Consider the following 15,993-nt stretch of genomic DNA (forward strand, 5'->3'; position numbering starts at 1 on the left):
TATAGCGCTAAACACTACAATCACCCGCATGAAAAAAACCATTTTGATCACCGGCGGCGCTGGCTACATCGGCTCTCACACAGCCGTGGAATTGATGAACGCCGGGCACCATGTGGTCATCTTGGACAACCTGTGCAACAGCAGCGTCAAAGTGCTCGACCGCATCGAAGCACTGGCCGGTAAAAACTTCAGCTTTGTGCAGGCCGATGTGCGCGACGGCGCGGTATTGGACACCATCTTCCAAGCGCACCCCATTGAAGGCGTCATCCACTTCGCTGGCCTCAAAGCCGTGGGCGAATCGGTCGCACAGCCCGTGCGTTACTTTGACAACAACCTGGGCAGCACCCTAGCGCTGCTGCAAGCCATGGACCGCGCCCATGTGCGCCGCATCGTGTTCAGCTCCTCAGCCACCGTCTATGGCAACCCGCAGCATGTGCCCATCACCGAGTCCAGCCCACTGCAAGTGACCAACCCCTATGGCCGCACCAAGCTCATGTGCGAAGACATCCTGCGCGACCTGCAGGTGTCTGACCCGCGCTGGCACGTGGCCATCCTGCGCTACTTCAACCCCGTGGGCGCGCACATCAGCGGCACCATCGGCGAGCACCCCAACGGCATCCCCAACAACCTCATGCCCTTCATCACGCAGGTGGCGGTGGGCAAGCGCGAGTTCTTGAGCATCTTTGGCAAGGACTACCCCACGCCAGACGGCACCGGTGTGCGCGACTACATCCACGTGGTCGACCTGGCTCTGGGCCACCTGGCCGCGCTGCGCTACCTGCAAGACCAACAAGCCAGCATCACCGTGAACCTAGGCACAGGCCGAGGCGTCAGCGTGAAAGAACTGGCCCACACCTTTGCCCAAGTAACCGGCGTGCCCGTACCCTACCAATTTGTGGCCCGCCGCCCCGGTGATGTGGCCGCCTGCTACGCCGACACCCGCCTGGCCCAAGAGGCATTGGGATGGAAGGCTGAGCTTGGCGTGGACCGCATGTGTGCGGACGCTTGGCGCTGGCAGTCGCAAAACCCGAATGGGTATTGAGCCGACCACCAAATATGTGAAGCATCCACTGAACACATTTTAAAATTTCTCCCGTACTTATCGCTTAAGCCAGTTCGGGATCTTGCAGTGCACGATCATCAGGCAGGCGTTCATCTAGCAAAAAACCCTGCCTCAGTCAAAGTCAACCCCGTTTGATCTTTGACCGACAGCTGTGGCGTCAGCCCTTGCGGCCAATTGATGCCAATGACAGGATCATCCCACGCGATGCATCGCTCGTGCGCGGGAGCGTAATAGTCAGTGGTTTTATACAAAAAGTCAGCTGTCTCCGACAGAACTACAAACCCATGCGCAAAGCCCGGGGGTACCCACAACTGCTTGTGATTGTCTTCGGTCAGCTCAACGCCCACCCACTGTCCAAAGGTAGCAGAGCTTTTACGAAGGTCCACGGCCACATCAAAAACAGCACCACGCACCACACGCACCAGCTTGCCTTGAGGTTGTTTTATTTGGTAGTGCAGGCCACGCAATACACCCTTGGCACTGCGGCTGTGGTTGTCTTGCACAAAGTTCACATCCAAGCCGGTGACTTGGTTGAAGTCTTGCTGGTTGAAGCTTTCAAAAAAGAAGCCACGGCTGTCGCCGAACACTTTGGGCTCGAGGATCAGGACGTCGGGGATGTGGGTGAGGGTGACGGTGTAGGGCATGAGTTTTTTTGAGGGGCCCTGTGGGCCCGCCCAGCAGGGGATTCAGTGGTGTAACCACGGATTGATGACTTGCAAGTCGTTAATGCATTCAAAGTCTTTGGTGTTGCGTGTGACCAGTGTCAACTTGGCTGCCAATGCAATAGCGGCAATTTGCGCGTCAGCGGTGTCGATGGGGCGGCCCGCTAACTGACGTTGTGCTCTGACCAAGGCATAGTGGCCTATGGCTTGGCCCCCAAAATCGATGCATCTGCCCGAAAAGTCTTCGTCAAAGATTTGGCCTGCTGCTTGCGCCATGGCTTCGCGCCGTTTGCCTGCGGGCAAGAGTGCGATGCCGGCCAAGATTTCTGCATGGGTGATGGCGCTGGTTTGCATCAAGTTGGCGTTTTGGCTTGCAAACCAAGCCAGCACTTGTGGCGCTGGGTTTTCGCGCATCAACTCAGAAAGCACGTGGGTATCGATGAGGAATCCCGCGCTCATGCTGGATCAAAGTTCGGCACGGGTCGTGGAGGCAGACGTTCAGGCAGGGCAAGTTCATCGGCACCCAGTCCTTTGAAGCGATGATTGATGCGCATCGCAAACTCCAGTCCACTGGCTGGGCTAGCCTCCGCTGCCAAGGTGTTTTGCAAAATATTCCTGACTTCTTGCTCCATCGACAAACCATGACGCGCAGCACGCAGGCGCAAGCTGGCTTTGAGCTTGTCGTCGAGGTTGCGTATGGTGATGCTGCTCATGATGAGTCTCTTTAAAATGATTGCAATGATTGCATTGTAATCACTTGAGGAGGTTCAACAAGTACTGGCCATAGCCGTTTTTGGCCAGCGGCTGGGCGAGTTTTTGCACATGCTCAGCGTTGATCCACTTTTGGTGAAAGGCGATTTCTTCGGGGCAGGCGACCATGAGGCCTTGGCGCTTTTGCAAGGTGGCAATGAAGCCAGCGGCTTCGAGCAGGCTGTCGTGGGTGCCGGTGTCGAGCCAGGCGTAGCCGCGGCCCATGATTTCGACGTTGAGCTGGTTGAGCTCCAGATACCGTTTGTTGACGTCGGTGATTTCCAGCTCGCCGCGAGGTGAGGGCTTGATGTCGGCAGCGATGTCACACACCTGCTGGTCATAGAAGTACAAGCCCGTGACGGCGTAGTTGCTCTTGGGAGCTTTCGGTTTTTCTTCGATGCTGAGGGCCCGTTGCTGGTCGTCAAAGTCGACCACGCCGTAGCGCTCGGGGTCGTGCACATGGTAGGCAAACACGCTGGCGCCGCTGGTGCGCTGGTTGGCGCTGTCAAGCAGTTTGACCAGGTCGTGGCCATAAAAGATGTTGTCGCCCAAGACCAATGCGCTGGGGTCGTTGCCCACAAAGTCTTTGCCGATGATGAAGGCTTGCGCCAGGCCATCGGGGCTGGGTTGCACGGCGTATTGGATGTTCATGCCCCATTGGCTGCCGTCGCCCAGCAGTTCGGTAAAGCGGGGTGTGTCTTGTGGGGTGCTGATGAGCAGCACGTCTTTGATACCGGCCAGCATGAGCGTGGTCAATGGGTAATAGACCATGGGCTTGTCGTACACCGGCATGAGCTGTTTGCTCACGGCTTGGGTGACGGGGTACAGACGGGTGCCAGAGCCGCCGGCGAGGATGATGCCTTTGCGATTGGTCATTTGGCGTCTCCTGCGTATTGCTTTTGCACCCAGTCGCGGTAAGCGCCGCTTTGCACGTGGGCCACCCAGTCGGGGTTGGCCAAATACCACTCAACGGTTTTGCGGATGCCGGTGTCAAAGGTTTCGGCGGGTTTCCAGCCGAGTTCTTTTTCGAGTTTGCGGGCGTCGATCGCATAGCGGCGGTCGTGGCCTGGGCGGTCAGTCACGTAGGTGATCTGGCTGGCGTAGCTGCTGCCGTCGGCCTTGGGGCGCATGTCGTCCAGCAGCTTGCAGACGGTTTGCACGATCTCGATGTTGGGTTTTTCGTTCCAGCCACCGACGTTGTAGGTCTCGCCCAAGCGGCCGCCCTTGAGCACGGTGCGGATGGCGCTGCAGTGGTCCTTGACGTACAACCAGTCGCGCACTTGCATGCCGTCGCCATACACGGGCAGGGCTTTGCCAGCCAGGGCGTTGACGATCATCAGGGGGATGAGTTTTTCAGGGAAGTGGTAGGGGCCGTAGTTGTTGCTGCAGTTGGTGGTCAGCACGGGCAGGCCATAGGTGTGGTGCCAGGCGCGGACCAGGTGGTCGGATGCGGCTTTGCTGGCGCTGTAGGGGCTGTTGGGCTCGTAGCGGTGGGTTTCGGCAAAGGCTGGGTCGTCTTTGCTGAGGGAGCCGTAGACCTCGTCGGTGGAGACGTGCAGGAAGCGGAAGTCGGCTTTGGGCACATCGGCCAAACCCATCCAATAACCGCGCACCGACTCCAGCAGGCGGAAGGTGCCCATGATGTTGGTTTCGATGAACTCGCCGGGGCCGTGGATGGAGCGGTCGACGTGGCTTTCGGCCGCGAAATTGACCACTGCACGAGGTTGATATTCGGTCAGTAAGCGGCTGACCAAAGCAGCATCGCCAATATCACCCTGCACAAAGATGTGGCGCTTGTCACCTTGCAGGCTGGCCAAGGTTTCGGGGTTGCCGGCGTAGGTGAGTTTGTCGAGGTTGACAACGGGTTCGTCGCTGCCTGTGAGCCAGTCGAGAACAAAGTTAGCGCCAATGAAGCCGGCACCGCCTGTAACAAGGATAGTCATGTCAAAACATCAAAAAGAGAACCAGACGGGCTACCGCAGTCCACGCCTGATCAATGGACTTGCAATGGCAACTGTGAACGCGATTCCAAGCCAAGAAATTTCAGCAAGGCCAAAGCCGATGATTGTAATCTTGAGTACATTAGCAAGCACCTGACAAAAAGCTCTTGCTTAGGGCGTTTTTCTTTTCACACACCTTGCTGCAGGTATTTCCAATTGCTGGTGCAGAGGCACCCTGTGAATGACTCAGAGTGGCGCAGAAGAGCCAAAACGCCGATCACGGTGCTGGAACCATTCAATGGCTTTGGCTAAGCGCTCAGAGGTGAAATCGGGCCAAAGCTCATCGGTGTAGTAAAGCTCGGCATAGGCCGCTTGCCACAGCATGAAGTTACTGATGCGTGATTCACCGCCAGTGCGAATCAGCAAATCCACTTCGGGGGCATAAGCAGTGCTCAGGTGCTGCCCAAGCCCCTCTTCGGTCAGCGCTTGAAGTGTTTCTCCTGGGTGAGCCTGTTGCCACGCCTGCGCAGCCTGAATCATGTCCCAACGGCCACCATAGTTTGCGCACACAGTGAGCGTGATCGCTTGATTGGCTGCGGTCGTGACTTCGGCACGGGCAATGAGTTCTTGCAAGGGTTCAGAAAATCGGGATTTGTCCCCCACGACCTTCAGACGCACCCCGTTGCGGTTCATGCTGTCGACCTCTTTTTGCAAATAGGTCATGAACAAATTCATAAGGCTGGAAACTTCTTCTTCAGGACGTTTCCAGTTCTCGGTGCTGAACGCGAAAAGACTCAAGTGAGGGATACCCAATTCAGCGCAGTTCTTGACAATGTCACGCACCCGCTTGGCACCGGCAGCATGTCCCAGAGCCGCAGGCATATAGCGTTTTTTAGCCCAACGCCGATTCCCATCCATGATGATGGCAATGTGTTGTGGCTGTGGATTGTTGATCGTGGACGAAGACAATTGACGTCATTTTTACTGGAACAATTCTCAATTTTAGTGGGTTTACATGACGCATACAGCCTTTGTTCAAAAACAGTGAAGCGCAAGTGCACACATGGTCCAATCGCATCAGTGATCGGCCACTTCAACTTGATGGTGTGCCAGTTGCACCAAAGTCGGTCTGCCAAGGATTTCCAGAAGCACCGCCACGCGTTTGCTGGAGACACTTTGGATCAAGCCCTCGACACCGCCTAGAGCGGTGTGTTTGAGGCGCACCGCCTGCCCTATCTTGAGGTTGCTCAACTCTTGCATTGTGGCGTGACTGCGGTCTTGCTCAAGAAGCCGAATACGTTGCACCAATTCATCGTTGAGCATGGCAGGCTCAAAGCCGAAACGCACAATGCTTGCAATCCCTTTGGTATGGCGTACAACCGAAATACTTTGCTCTGGTTTTCCAGGACGAAAGAGTATGTACCGCGGAAACATGGGCTCAAATAAAGCCACAGGACCTTGTTCTGTTTTCTTGAATTTTTTATACAAGGGCAAATAAGCTTCAAAAGCCTGTTGCTCCAGATTGGTCAAGGCGATTTGTTCTTGCCTTGGTTTGGTGTACGCCAAGTACCAACGGTTGGCTGTCGGCTTATTTGTACTCGCGAGATTATCGCCATGTGCAAGAGTCATGATGGTGCGAGATGGTCTGAGCAGATCAATAAATAAGTGGCGATTTTAACGCGTCCGTTTTGTCAGCATGGGCGCATGCATCTCAACAAAAAACCCCGCCAAGGCGGGGTTTTTTGTGATTTATGAGATTTTTCTCAATAAAACCAATCCACTGATATTCAGGAAATCACAAATTGGTTGCGATCCTGACCATCAATCCATTTAGGAGCTTTGCCTCGGCCAGTCCATGTTTGACCGGTGGCAGGATCACGGTATTTGGCCGCTACTTTGCTGACAGGCTTGGCAGCCGCTTTAGGGCCACGGCCGGGGAAAATATCTTGAGCGGTCAAACCAAATTCGGCAACCAATTCACGCACTTTGGCGACGGCTTCGGAGATTTCGCGTTGCCGTGCTGCGGCAATGGCTTGCTCAAGGGCTTCACGCTGCTGAAGCAGGTCTTTGTAGCTTTGGGTCATGACAAATCCTGAGTAAAAATAAAGACACCTGAATATAACCGATCCAGACGATATTTTTTCAATCAGGCTAAATATATCAACGCCAGACCTGAACAATTCATACGAGCGGCGGATTCCCAATCAAAAGGAATGCTGTGCCAATCTGAATATTGATAAATAAGCGGTTAAGGATTCAAACTGCATCAAGGTCTATTGATGGCCAATACCTTGTCGATTCGACGTCCATCCAAGTCAATGATTTCAAAAGTCCACTCATCCAAATCAAGGCATTGTCCCACCACAGGCAATTGACCCAGCACATACAAAATCAGACCTGCCAAGGTGTTGTAACGACCTTTGTCTTCGGCTGGCAAGTCTTTGATGTTCAGTCGTGATTTGAGTTCATTCACAGGCATCAGACCTTCAAGAAGCCAACTGCCATCCGCCCTTTGCGTTGCCCAAGCTTCGGTTTGTGCATCGGATTTGAGCTCGCCAGTAATGGCTTCAAGCAAATCAAGCGGAGTCAGGAGGCCTTGTACTTCGCCATATTCGTCGACCACAAACAGCATGCGGCTGGGTTGATCGCGCATTTGCTCGAGCAACTCCATGCCACTCAGTGTTTCAGGCACAAAATGGGCAGTTTGAGCATGGTGCTCCAGCGTGCGCGCCTCATCAGACGGCAAAGACAGAAGTTGCGAGAGGCTGATCACACCTTGCACATGTCCGAGATTTTCGCGACAGACTGGGTACCAAGAGTGGTTTCCTTCAACGCGCATCTGGTTGATGCGCTCAATGGCTTGCTGCGGGGTAAGGCTGACGTCGATCCATTGAATATCACCGCGAGGGGTCATCATTGACGTCAAAGGTCTATCGTCCAGGTGAAACACATTGCGCACCATCTGGTGTTCATGTGCCTCGATCAACCCTGCGCTGACCCCCTCGGCCAAACTGGCCGTAATTTCCTCTTCGGTCACTTCCTGGGTGCCCTTGCTGTCAATGCGCATGAGCTTGAGCGTGCCTTGGGTGGACAAGGAAAGAAGTTTCACAAAGGGTCCGGCCACTTTGGCCAGCCAAGCCATGGGACGCGCCACCCTGCGGGCTACGGCCTCGGGATAAAGCTGACCAATGCGCTTAGGCACCAGTTCACCAAAAATGATGGTGGTGAAGGTGATGAGTGTGACCACAATGGCTGTGGCGCTGACGCTGGCCACCGATGCACTCAACCCCCACCCAGTCAACACTTGTGCCAAAGGTGCACTGAATGCTGCCTCGCCCACAATACCATTGAGCACGCCAATTGAGGTGATGCCCACTTGCACGGTGGACAAAAATTGCGTTGGCTCGTCGAGCAGTTGAAGTGCCGCTTGTGCACCTTTATCGCCTGCCTCGACCATGACGGCCAATCGCGCTTTGCGACTGGCCGCAAGCGCCAATTCAGACATGGCAAACAGGCCATTGAGCAGTGTCAGGAAAGCAATCAACAAAAAATCCATGCCACCATTGTGCCAAGGATGAGCAACAACCCCAACTGGATCGCCCAGCTGCGTTCGGACAACACCCAACATTCATGGCTCACGGCAATCCAGCACAATCACCTCCAGAGGTTTTTTATGTCTGTTTATTTGATCGGTGACATTCAGGGCTGCGATGGCGCGTTAGAGCGCTTGCTACAGCAAGTGGCCTTCTCGCCCAGCCGCGACCAGCTGTACGTGCTGGGTGACCTTGTCAATCGCGGGCCTGATTCGGCCGGGGTTCTGCGACGCCTGATGGCCATAGGATCGTCGGTGCAGTGCGTTCTGGGCAACCATGACCTGCACCTGCTGGCTGTGGCCGCAGGGTGCAGCCCAAGCAAGCGCTTGGACACCTTGGACGATTTGTTGCAAGCCCCGGACCGCAACGCCATGCTCGATTGGTTGCGTCATCAGCGCATGGCCATTTTTGAACACGGCATCTTGATGGTCCATGCGGGCGTATTGCCGACATGGTCTGTTGACAAAACATTGGCCCTGGCGGCCGAATTCGAGGCTGTTTTGTGTGGCCCGCAATTGACCGATTTTTTACGCCAGATGTACGGCAACCAGCCCGAAGCCTGGCGCGAAGACCTGCAAGGCAACGACCGCCTGCGAGTGATCGTCAATGCACTGACACGTCTGCGTTTTTGTTCGACTGACGGCGTCATGGAATTCAAAACCAAAGAAGCTGCCAATGCTGCCCCCAAAGGCTTCATGCCCTGGTTCGATGTGCCTGGCAGACAAACCGCCCATGTGCCCGTCGCCTTCGGACATTGGTCCACGCTCGGTTGGTTGGGCCGTCCCGATGTGCTGGCGCTGGACACAGGCTGCGTTTGGGGTGGTTGCCTGAGCGCTTTGCGCTTGCGTGGCAATGAAGGGCATGAGTTGATTCAGGTCAAGTGCTCACCGGCTCAACAAGTGGGCTGAATCTTTAGGCGATCACCCTGCGGGTTTGAGCAGCACCACCAAGGCCCCTGCCCCGCCCTCGGCGGGTTTGGCTTGCACAAAGGCCATGACCTGGTTTTTTTGCACCAGCCAGCTGTGCACCTTGGACTTGAGCACAGGCGTCTTGCCGGGCGAGCCCAGGCCTTTGCCGTGCACGACACGCAAGCAGCGCAAGCCCTGGCGGTGGGCGTTGCGGATGAATTCGGCCAAGACCACGCGGGCTTCTTCGCTGCGCAGGCCGTGCAGATCGACTTCGCGCTGGATGGCCCAATCGCCCTTGCGCAGTTTGTGCGTCACGTCGCGCCCGATGCCGGGGCGGCGAAAGCTGAGCATGTCGTCGGTGTCGAGCAAGGTACTGGCATCGAACTCGTCGCTGAGGGCATCGCGCAGCACGGCTTCTTCGTCTTTTTGGCGTTGCTTGGCCACGGGCGCCACATTCGTTTTGGGCGCCGGTGCACGCACTGGATCAGGCATGCGCTGGACCACGCCCACGGCACGCGCAAAGAGGTTGCTTTCAGCCTCACGCAGGCGCGCTGCGGCGGCGCGTGCGGCGGCTTCGGCCTGGGCCTGTTCGTGCGCCAAGGCCAATTGTTTCTGGACCTTTTTGAGGTCTTGCAGGGAGTTGATTTTCACCGGCGGTCCTGATGGGGTGGGTCAGCGCATCGGGCGCTCAGGCGCCACGGTTGCGCATCCAGTCGGCGGTTTGGAAAAAGCTTTTGCTCAGGCGTTCGCACAGAACCGGATCGACCCCGGTCTCGCCCATGGCCTGATCCATGCAGTCCAGCCATTGGTCGCGCTCAAGGATACCGATGGAAAACGGCATGTGGCGCATGCGCAGGCGCGGGTGGCCAAAGCGCTCCACATAGTGGTCAGGCCCACCGAGCCAGCCGCACAAAAACCACGACAGTTTGTCGCGAGCATCTTGCAAGGTGCTGCCATGTGCGGCGCGCAGCTCTTTGTAAGCGGGCTCCAGGTCCATCAGGTCATAGAAGCGGTCCACCAAGGCGCGCACGCGGTCTTCGCCACCCATCCATTCAAAGGGCGTGTCAAACGGTGGTTTTTCTTCGATTTGCATAGACAAGTATTGTGCCGCGCTTATGAGGCGCGCAAGGTTTGCATCACCGGTTGGCGCAGCACGCCCGACAGGCTGAGGCTGCCAGCAGCCCAGGCCAGCAAGGCGCCCAGCGCACCGCCTGCCAGCGGTGCCCACAGGGGCGGTGCCCAAGCGAATTCAAACGCGAAACGGGCCAATGCCCAGCCGAGCGCCAAGGCCATGGCGCTGGCCATGAAGCCGGCCAGCCAGCCCAGGCCCAGCAGTTCGGTGCGCTGCACTTGCGCCAGCAAATGGCGGCTGGCGCCCAAGGCCCGCATGATGGCGTATTCGCGTTCACGCGCCTGGCGGCTGGCGCCCACAGCGGCCAGCAGCACCATCACACCTGCAGCCAAGGTGAATCCGAACAAATACTCCACCGCACGGATGACCTGGTCCATCACGCGCTGCACTTGGGCCAGGGTGCTGCGCATGTCAACGCTGGTGATGTTGGGAAACTGCTTGACCAGCGCGTTGTCAAAGCCTGCGCTGCCCTCGGGCGAGCGGAACGCGGCCATGTAAGTCATGGGCAAGTCGGGCATTTGCGCCAGCGGAAACAGCATGAAGAAGTTGGCCCGCATGGAGGCCCAGTCCACCTTGCGCAGCGAGGTGATGCGCGCTTCACGCGCTTGCCCGGCGATGTCAAAGCGCAGGGTGTCGCCCAGCTTGAGGCCCAGGGTGTCGGCAATGCCTTGCTCGACGCTCAGGCCATCGGTTTCGCCGCTGACCCAGCGTCCCGCGGTCAGTGGGTTGTGCGCGGGCAAGTTGGCGCTGTGCGAAAGGTTGATCTCACGGTCGATCAGGCGTTTGGCACGTTCGGCCGTGTAGTCCTTGGGCCCCACATCGCGCCCGTTGATGGCGACCAGCCGGCCCCGGATCATGGGGAACCAGTCGGGCGACTGCACGCCTGCGCGCTGGAGGCTGTCCAAAAAGTCATTCGCTTGTTCGGGCTGCACATTGATGACGAAGCGGTCTGGCGCGTTGGCCGGTGTGGCCTGCCGCCAGCTGGCGACCAGGTCGGTGCGCAAGAGCACCAGCAAGGCCAGCGCCAGCAAACCGACCGACAAAGCGCTGACCTGCACCACCGCAAACACTGGACGCGCCGCCACCTGCCGCGTGGCCAAGCGCAGCCAGCGCGGTGCCTGCTCACCAGGCACGGTGCGGCGCAAGAGCCACAAGGCCATGGCTGCCAAACCCGCGAACACCAGCAAGGCCACCGCAAAGCCGCTCACGGTGATGAGCCCCAAGGTCAGGCTGCGGCTGACCATGATCAGCGTCAAGGCAAAACCGGTCAGGCCCATGGCCAGCACCAGCCAAGAATGGGTTTGCAGTCCGCCAAGGTCACGCCGGATGACGCGCAGCGGCGGCACCTTGGCCAGTTGCAGCACGGGCGGCAAGCCAAAGGCGATCAGCAGTGTGAGCCCCATGCCCATGCCCATGAGCGCTGGCCATGCCGTGGCTGCAGGCAGTTGGGTGTCGACCAAACCCGCGAGCAACAGGACAAAGCCCAGGTGCACGCCGTAGCCGATCAGCACGCCCAAAGCACTGGCGATCAGGCCTGCGCCCAGAAATTCCAGCCCGTAGCTCAATGTGAGTGTGCGCTGGCTTTGCCCCAGCACCCGCAGCAAAGCACAGGCGTCGAGCTGCCGTTCGGCAAAACTGCGCGAGGCCAGGGCCACCGCCACCGCGCACAACAAGGCGGCCAGCAGGGCCACCAAGTTCAGGAACTGGGATGCCCGGTCCAGGGTCTGGCGCATTTCGGGACGGCCGGTGTCGAGTGACTCGATCTGCACACCGCGCACAGCACGGGTGTCGATCTCGGTCTTGGCCCATTGCACAAAGCGGTCGGCCTCGGCGGTCTGCCCGGCCACGGCCATGCGCCAGGTCACGCGGCTGGCCGGTTGCACCAGGCCGGTGGACGGCAAGTCAGTGGCGTTGAGCATGACGCGGGGCGCAAAACTCATGAAGCCCGCACCCCTGTCGGGCTCGCGCACGATGGTGGCGGTGATGCGCAGTTGGCGATCCCCCAGGCCCAATATCTGGCCGGTTTGCAAGTTCAGGGCGTCGAGCAGGGCCGGGTCCACCCAGACTTCGCCTGCAGGCGGGATGGCGGCCTGGCTTGAGGACACTTCGAGGCGGCCACGCAGCGGGTAACCGGGTTCGACCGCCTTCAGGGCCACCAAGCGGCTGGCACCGCCTTGCTCAGGCAGGGCGCGGGCCATGGTTGGAAAGCTCACATTGGTGTTGGTCTTGAGGCCCCTTCGTGCGGCTTGCTGTGCAAAAGCAGGGGGCGTTGGCTGGTCGCTGACCACCACGGCATCGCCACCGAGCAGCTGCCGCGCATCGCGCCACAAGCCGTTTTGCAGGCGGTCGGCCAGAAAGCCCACCGCCGTGAGCGCGGCCACGGCCAGAGCGACCGACAACATCAACAATCGCAACTCACCCGCTCGCAAGTCGCGCCACAACTGGCGCGCGCCGAGGGTCAATCCGTGCATCCATCCTTGCTTGTTCATGGCTTGACCTTACCGCAGATCGCAATCACGCCGGTCGGAAACGGGATTGCGCGGGCTGGATCGCCACGCTTCGCTCGCGGTGACACAGAAAACGTCATTGCGAGGAGCGCAGCGACGTGGCAATCCACAATCAGGTGCTGGCCAGTGCCGTTTGCCAGACCATGCGCTCGGGGGCGCTGAAGCACAGGAAGCGTTTGTTGGTGGCGCGGCCGATGGCGCACAGGCCCAGGCGCTTGGCCACGTCCAGACCCATTTGGGTGATGCCGCTGCGCGAGACCACGATCGGCACGCCCATTTGCGCGGACTTGATGACCATCTCGCTGGTCAAGCGGCCTGTGGTGTAGAACACTTTGTCTTGGCCGCTGATGTCGTTCATCCACATCCAGCCGGCGATGGTGTCCACCGCGTTGTGGCGGCCCACGTCTTCGACGAACATGAGCATCTGGTCGTTCTGGAAGAGCGCGCAGCCGTGCACCGAGCCGGATGACTTGTAGGTGGACTCTTGCACTCGGATGGCGTTCACCAAGGCGTACAGCTGGCCCTGCGTGATGCGGGCTTCGGGCAGCGCGATGTCGTCGATGTGGGCCATCAGGTCGCCAAAAACGCTGCCTTGACCGCAGCCGGTGGTGACCACGCGCTCGGCGCTGCGTTGGGTGGTGATGTGGGTGCCGGGACGTGTCTTGACGGCGGCTACACCCGGCTCGCCGGTTTCACCTTCGCCAATCGTCCAGTCCACTGTGATGGACTCGATCTGCTCGACCGAATCGATCAGGCGCTGGTTGCGCAAGAAGCCCAGCACCAACCATTCGGGCTCGGCACCCAGGGTCATCAGGGTGACGAGTTCTTTTTTGTCGAGGTAAATCGTGAGGGCCCGCTCTGCCGGGATCTGCGTTTCGGCATGTTCACCAAACTCGTTGCAAACCTGCACTGTGCGTGTGAGCGAGGCGCGGGCGTGCGTCAAGGCGGGTTTGAGGCGCAAAGGGGTGTCGGTGATATCGGTCAAAACGGCAGACATGGTGTGAGCCTAACGTAAAAATCCCCCGCCGGTGAGGACGGGGGATTGCTGGTAAGGCTGTGAAAAAAGATCAGCCTTTTTTGGCTGGTGCAGCTGCTGGCGCAACCGGAGCGGCTGCAGGAGCGGCCGCTTGTTCAGCGGGCTTGTAAGCACCTGGGTCTGCGCATGGTGGCGTGGCCGTGGGTGCATTGGTTTTGGCACCGGTGGACTTGGCCGTTTTGTAATAGTGTGCCGCGACTTTCTCGCGGGACTTGCACAACTGGAAGTCAGCCACTTTGTTGCCGTGGGCTGTCTTGGCAGCCGCTTCAGCGGCTTTGGCTTTGGCTTCGTCGCTGGGAGCGGGGAGTTTGGCAGCAGCGCCCAAACTCAGGGCCAAAGCAGACAAAACAAGCAGGGTCTTTTTCATGGAGGTGGTCCTGTTCACGCCGATACGGCCTTGGAGGTGGCAGCCGATGCTGCCGTGATGGGGGTCGAACGGTTGGCCGGGATCTTGCCAGCCTGGATGTCGTCGTACCACAGTTCGTGGTGTTCCTTGGCCCAGGTTTCGTCCACATAGCCGTCACGCATGGCGCTGTAAGCGCCGCGCATGCCAATGGTGCCCATGTAGATGTGGCCCATGAACATGGTCATCATCAAGAACGTGGCCACGGCATGCACCATGTGGCTGATTTGCATGGTGCCGCGCTCGTAGACGAGGCCGGGGATGATTTTGTCGAGCACAAAGCCGGAGCCCACCACCACGAAGCCCAGGAAGAACACACCCGACCAGAAGAGGATTTTCTCTCCCGCGTTGAAGCGGTGGGAAGGCACTTCGGTGCCCGAAATCAAACCACCCCCCTTGAGGACCCAGGTCAAATCCTCCTTGGTGGGGATGTTGTCGCGCACAAACGTGACGATGACGATCACCAAAGACACTGCGAACAGAGGACCTGCAAAGTTGTGGATGTTTTTCAGCGCATACGTCAGCCATCCGAACAAGGCACTGCCGATGAAAGGCAAGATGAAAAACTTGCCAAAGGCCATGACGATGCCCGAGATGGCGAGGGCACAAAACGCGATCGCGTTGGCCCAGTGGGCCGAGCGCTCAAACGGTGTGAAACGTTCGATCTTGCGGCCGGTTTCCTGACCGTGCAGCTCGATGGGGCCTTTGCGCCAGTAAAACAAGGCCATCGCGCCCAGCACGATCAACAGCAAGGAGCCTCCATACGGGATCAGATACCGGTTGCGCACTTGGCGCCAGGCTTCACCGGCGTTGGTCAGGCGCGAGCCGGGGTACTGCACAAATTTCTGGATCAGGTTGCCCGCCTCCGGAGCCTGACTCAGCGGCAAGCTGCTGTAGCCGGTCACGCCCTGCCCCACTTGACGCCACATGGGCGCGTTGTTGCCGGGTTGGACCTGCCTGCGCTCGGCATTGGTCTGGTCTTTGTACTTCGGGTCAGCGTCCGCACCGGGCGCGATCTGGAAGATGTTGGCGCTTTTGACGCCGGCAGCCGCATCGGCCCCTGGCGCAGGAGCCACTGCTTGCGCAGCGGCGCCCAGAGTCAGCAAGCTCAGGCCTAAAGTGATGATCAAACGACGCATGATGAACTCCTCATGCGCTCACTTGGGCGCGCGCTGGTGATCGTTCATGCCGTAGTTGGCACGGGCCTTGAGGTGGTTGGACCAGCTGGCCTGGTCACCGGCTGTCCAACCGGGCGCTGTGAAGGCGGACACACCGGTGCCCGCTTGCGCGGGTTGGTCGCTTCGGATGCCCATCTTGTCTTGCGGCTTTTCGCTGCAAGCCGAGAGTGCCAACACAGCGGCCACAGCCGCTGAAAACATCAAAGTGCTTCGCATGATCAAGCTCCTTGCTTGGCTTGGTTGCCATATGCCGTGCCCCAGCCCCAGACCTCGGCACCCTTGCCGCGCTGCACCACGCGGCTGCGGAAGATCTCAGACACCACATCACCGTCACCGGCCAGCAGTGCCTTGGTCGAGCACATCTCGGCGCAGGCGGGCAGCTTGCCCTCGGCCAAGCGGTTGCGGCCGTACTTGTCGAACTCGGCTTGGCTGCCATGCTCTTCGGGGCCGCCAGCGCAGAAGGTGCACTTGTCCATCTTGCCACGCACACCAAAGGTGCCTTGGCTTGGGAACTGTGGTGCGCCAAACGGACAGGCATAAGAGCAGTAGCCGCAGCCAATGCAGATGTCCTTGTCGTGCAGCACCACGCCTTCGTCGGTTTTGTAAAAGCAGTTGACCGGGCAGACCGCCATGCAAGGCGCATCCGAGCAGTGCATGCAAGCCACCGAGATGGATTTCTCACCTGGAATGCCGTCATTCAAGGTAACCACACGGCGACGGTTCACGCCCCATGGGACTTCGTGTTCGTTCTTGCAAGCGGTAACGCAGCCATTGCATTCGATGCAGCGCTCTGCATCACAGATGAATTTCATTCGTGCCAT

The 15,993-nt window shown here is 58.7% G+C and carries 20 protein-coding genes; 3 read left to right on the forward strand and 17 right to left on the reverse strand.

Going from position 1 to position 15,993, the window contains the following annotated elements; translation table 11 throughout:
- Positions 1–28 precede the first annotated feature (28 nt).
- Positions 29–1,042: a UDP-glucose 4-epimerase GalE gene (gene galE, locus B9Z52_RS04845; RefSeq protein ID WP_108412728.1), complete on the forward strand. Its 1,014-nt coding sequence runs from the start codon at positions 29–31 to the stop codon at positions 1,040–1,042.
- A gap of 110 nt (positions 1,043–1,152) precedes the next feature.
- Here galE and rfbC read toward each other — a convergent pair whose 3' ends face one another.
- From rfbC to rfbB, 5 genes are read right to left on the reverse strand one after another with little or no spacing between them, the layout of a single operon-like run.
- The gene (rfbC, locus tag B9Z52_RS04850; RefSeq protein ID WP_108412729.1) at positions 1,153–1,707 is read right to left on the reverse strand and encodes a dTDP-4-dehydrorhamnose 3,5-epimerase; all 555 of its coding nucleotides are present in this window, start codon (positions 1,705–1,707) and stop codon (positions 1,153–1,155) included.
- 42 nt (positions 1,708–1,749) lie between these two features.
- Complete coding sequence (locus tag B9Z52_RS04855; protein WP_108412730.1) at positions 1,750–2,184, reverse strand: type II toxin-antitoxin system VapC family toxin; 435 nt, start codon at positions 2,182–2,184, stop codon at positions 1,750–1,752.
- Positions 2,181–2,438 (reverse strand): pantothenate metabolism flavoprotein, encoded by a 258-nt coding sequence (locus B9Z52_RS04860; RefSeq protein ID WP_108412731.1) that lies wholly within the window; start codon positions 2,436–2,438, stop codon positions 2,181–2,183. The genes B9Z52_RS04855 and B9Z52_RS04860 overlap by 4 nt, the downstream gene beginning before the upstream one ends.
- A gap of 40 nt (positions 2,439–2,478) precedes the next feature.
- Positions 2,479–3,351 carry a glucose-1-phosphate thymidylyltransferase RfbA gene (gene rfbA / locus B9Z52_RS04865; RefSeq protein WP_108412732.1) on the reverse strand — a complete coding sequence of 291 codons (873 nt, stop codon included), beginning with the start codon at positions 3,349–3,351 and terminating at the stop codon, positions 2,479–2,481.
- Positions 3,348–4,418, reverse strand: a complete 1,071-nt coding sequence (rfbB, locus tag B9Z52_RS04870) for a dTDP-glucose 4,6-dehydratase (protein ID WP_108412733.1) — start codon at positions 4,416–4,418, stop codon at positions 3,348–3,350. The genes rfbA and rfbB overlap by 4 nt, the downstream gene beginning before the upstream one ends.
- On the opposite strand from rfbB, the gene B9Z52_RS18070 reads away from it, so the two are divergent.
- Positions 4,417–4,572: a hypothetical protein gene (locus tag B9Z52_RS18070; RefSeq protein WP_233251819.1), complete on the forward strand. Its 156-nt coding sequence runs from the start codon at positions 4,417–4,419 to the stop codon at positions 4,570–4,572. The two genes, rfbB and B9Z52_RS18070, sit on opposite strands and share 2 nt — an antisense overlap.
- A gap of 89 nt (positions 4,573–4,661) precedes the next feature.
- Here B9Z52_RS18070 and uppS read toward each other — a convergent pair whose 3' ends face one another.
- From uppS to B9Z52_RS04890, 4 genes are all read right to left on the reverse strand, one after another.
- Positions 4,662–5,384, reverse strand: coding sequence for a polyprenyl diphosphate synthase (gene uppS, locus B9Z52_RS04875; RefSeq protein ID WP_255417789.1), 723 nt, complete (start codon positions 5,382–5,384; stop codon positions 4,662–4,664).
- Positions 5,385–5,492: 108 nt separating this feature from the next.
- A complete protein-coding gene (locus tag B9Z52_RS04880; RefSeq protein ID WP_108412734.1) occupies positions 5,493–6,044 on the reverse strand; it encodes a transcription termination/antitermination protein NusG in 552 nt (183 codons plus the stop codon).
- Between the two features lie 158 nt (positions 6,045–6,202).
- Positions 6,203–6,499 carry an H-NS family nucleoid-associated regulatory protein gene (locus B9Z52_RS04885; protein ID WP_108412735.1) on the reverse strand — a complete coding sequence of 99 codons (297 nt, stop codon included), beginning with the start codon at positions 6,497–6,499 and terminating at the stop codon, positions 6,203–6,205.
- Between the two features lie 182 nt (positions 6,500–6,681).
- Complete coding sequence (locus B9Z52_RS04890) at positions 6,682–7,971, reverse strand: hemolysin family protein (RefSeq protein WP_108412736.1); 1,290 nt, start codon at positions 7,969–7,971, stop codon at positions 6,682–6,684.
- Between the two features lie 117 nt (positions 7,972–8,088).
- On the opposite strand from B9Z52_RS04890, the gene B9Z52_RS04895 reads away from it, so the two are divergent.
- Positions 8,089–8,916, forward strand: a complete 828-nt coding sequence (locus B9Z52_RS04895) for a symmetrical bis(5'-nucleosyl)-tetraphosphatase (RefSeq protein WP_108412984.1) — start codon at positions 8,089–8,091, stop codon at positions 8,914–8,916.
- A 12-nt stretch (positions 8,917–8,928) separates the two neighbouring features.
- Here the strand turns inward: B9Z52_RS04895 and B9Z52_RS04900 are convergent, their stop codons facing one another.
- The 8 genes from B9Z52_RS04900 to fdh3B all read right to left on the reverse strand — a co-directional run bounded on the left by B9Z52_RS04900 (position 8,929) and on the right by fdh3B (position 15,993).
- A complete protein-coding gene (locus B9Z52_RS04900) occupies positions 8,929–9,567 on the reverse strand; it encodes a Smr/MutS family protein (protein WP_108412737.1) in 639 nt (212 codons plus the stop codon).
- A 37-nt stretch (positions 9,568–9,604) separates the two neighbouring features.
- The gene (locus B9Z52_RS04905) at positions 9,605–10,009 is read right to left on the reverse strand and encodes a group II truncated hemoglobin (RefSeq protein ID WP_108412738.1); all 405 of its coding nucleotides are present in this window, start codon (positions 10,007–10,009) and stop codon (positions 9,605–9,607) included.
- A gap of 20 nt (positions 10,010–10,029) precedes the next feature.
- Positions 10,030–12,537 carry an ABC transporter permease gene (locus tag B9Z52_RS04910; protein WP_233251820.1) on the reverse strand — a complete coding sequence of 836 codons (2,508 nt, stop codon included), beginning with the start codon at positions 12,535–12,537 and terminating at the stop codon, positions 10,030–10,032.
- A gap of 130 nt (positions 12,538–12,667) precedes the next feature.
- On the reverse strand, positions 12,668–13,552 hold the full coding sequence (locus B9Z52_RS04915; RefSeq protein WP_108412739.1) for a formate dehydrogenase accessory sulfurtransferase FdhD: 885 nt from the start codon (positions 13,550–13,552) through the stop codon (positions 12,668–12,670).
- Between the two features lie 70 nt (positions 13,553–13,622).
- Positions 13,623–13,958, reverse strand: a complete 336-nt coding sequence (locus tag B9Z52_RS04920; RefSeq protein ID WP_108412740.1) for a hypothetical protein — start codon at positions 13,956–13,958, stop codon at positions 13,623–13,625.
- 14 nt (positions 13,959–13,972) lie between these two features.
- The gene (locus B9Z52_RS04925) at positions 13,973–15,133 is read right to left on the reverse strand and encodes a formate dehydrogenase subunit gamma (protein ID WP_108412741.1); all 1,161 of its coding nucleotides are present in this window, start codon (positions 15,131–15,133) and stop codon (positions 13,973–13,975) included.
- An 18-nt stretch (positions 15,134–15,151) separates the two neighbouring features.
- Positions 15,152–15,388 (reverse strand): hypothetical protein, encoded by a 237-nt coding sequence (locus B9Z52_RS04930; protein WP_108412742.1) that lies wholly within the window; start codon positions 15,386–15,388, stop codon positions 15,152–15,154.
- 2 nt (positions 15,389–15,390) lie between these two features.
- Positions 15,391–15,993 (reverse strand): formate dehydrogenase FDH3 subunit beta, encoded by a 603-nt coding sequence (gene fdh3B, locus B9Z52_RS04935; protein ID WP_108412743.1) that lies wholly within the window; start codon positions 15,991–15,993, stop codon positions 15,391–15,393.

The sequence above is a fragment of the Limnohabitans sp. Jir72 genome, from assembly GCF_003063575.1.
Taxonomy (GTDB): Bacteria; Pseudomonadota; Gammaproteobacteria; order Burkholderiales; family Burkholderiaceae_C; genus Limnohabitans_A.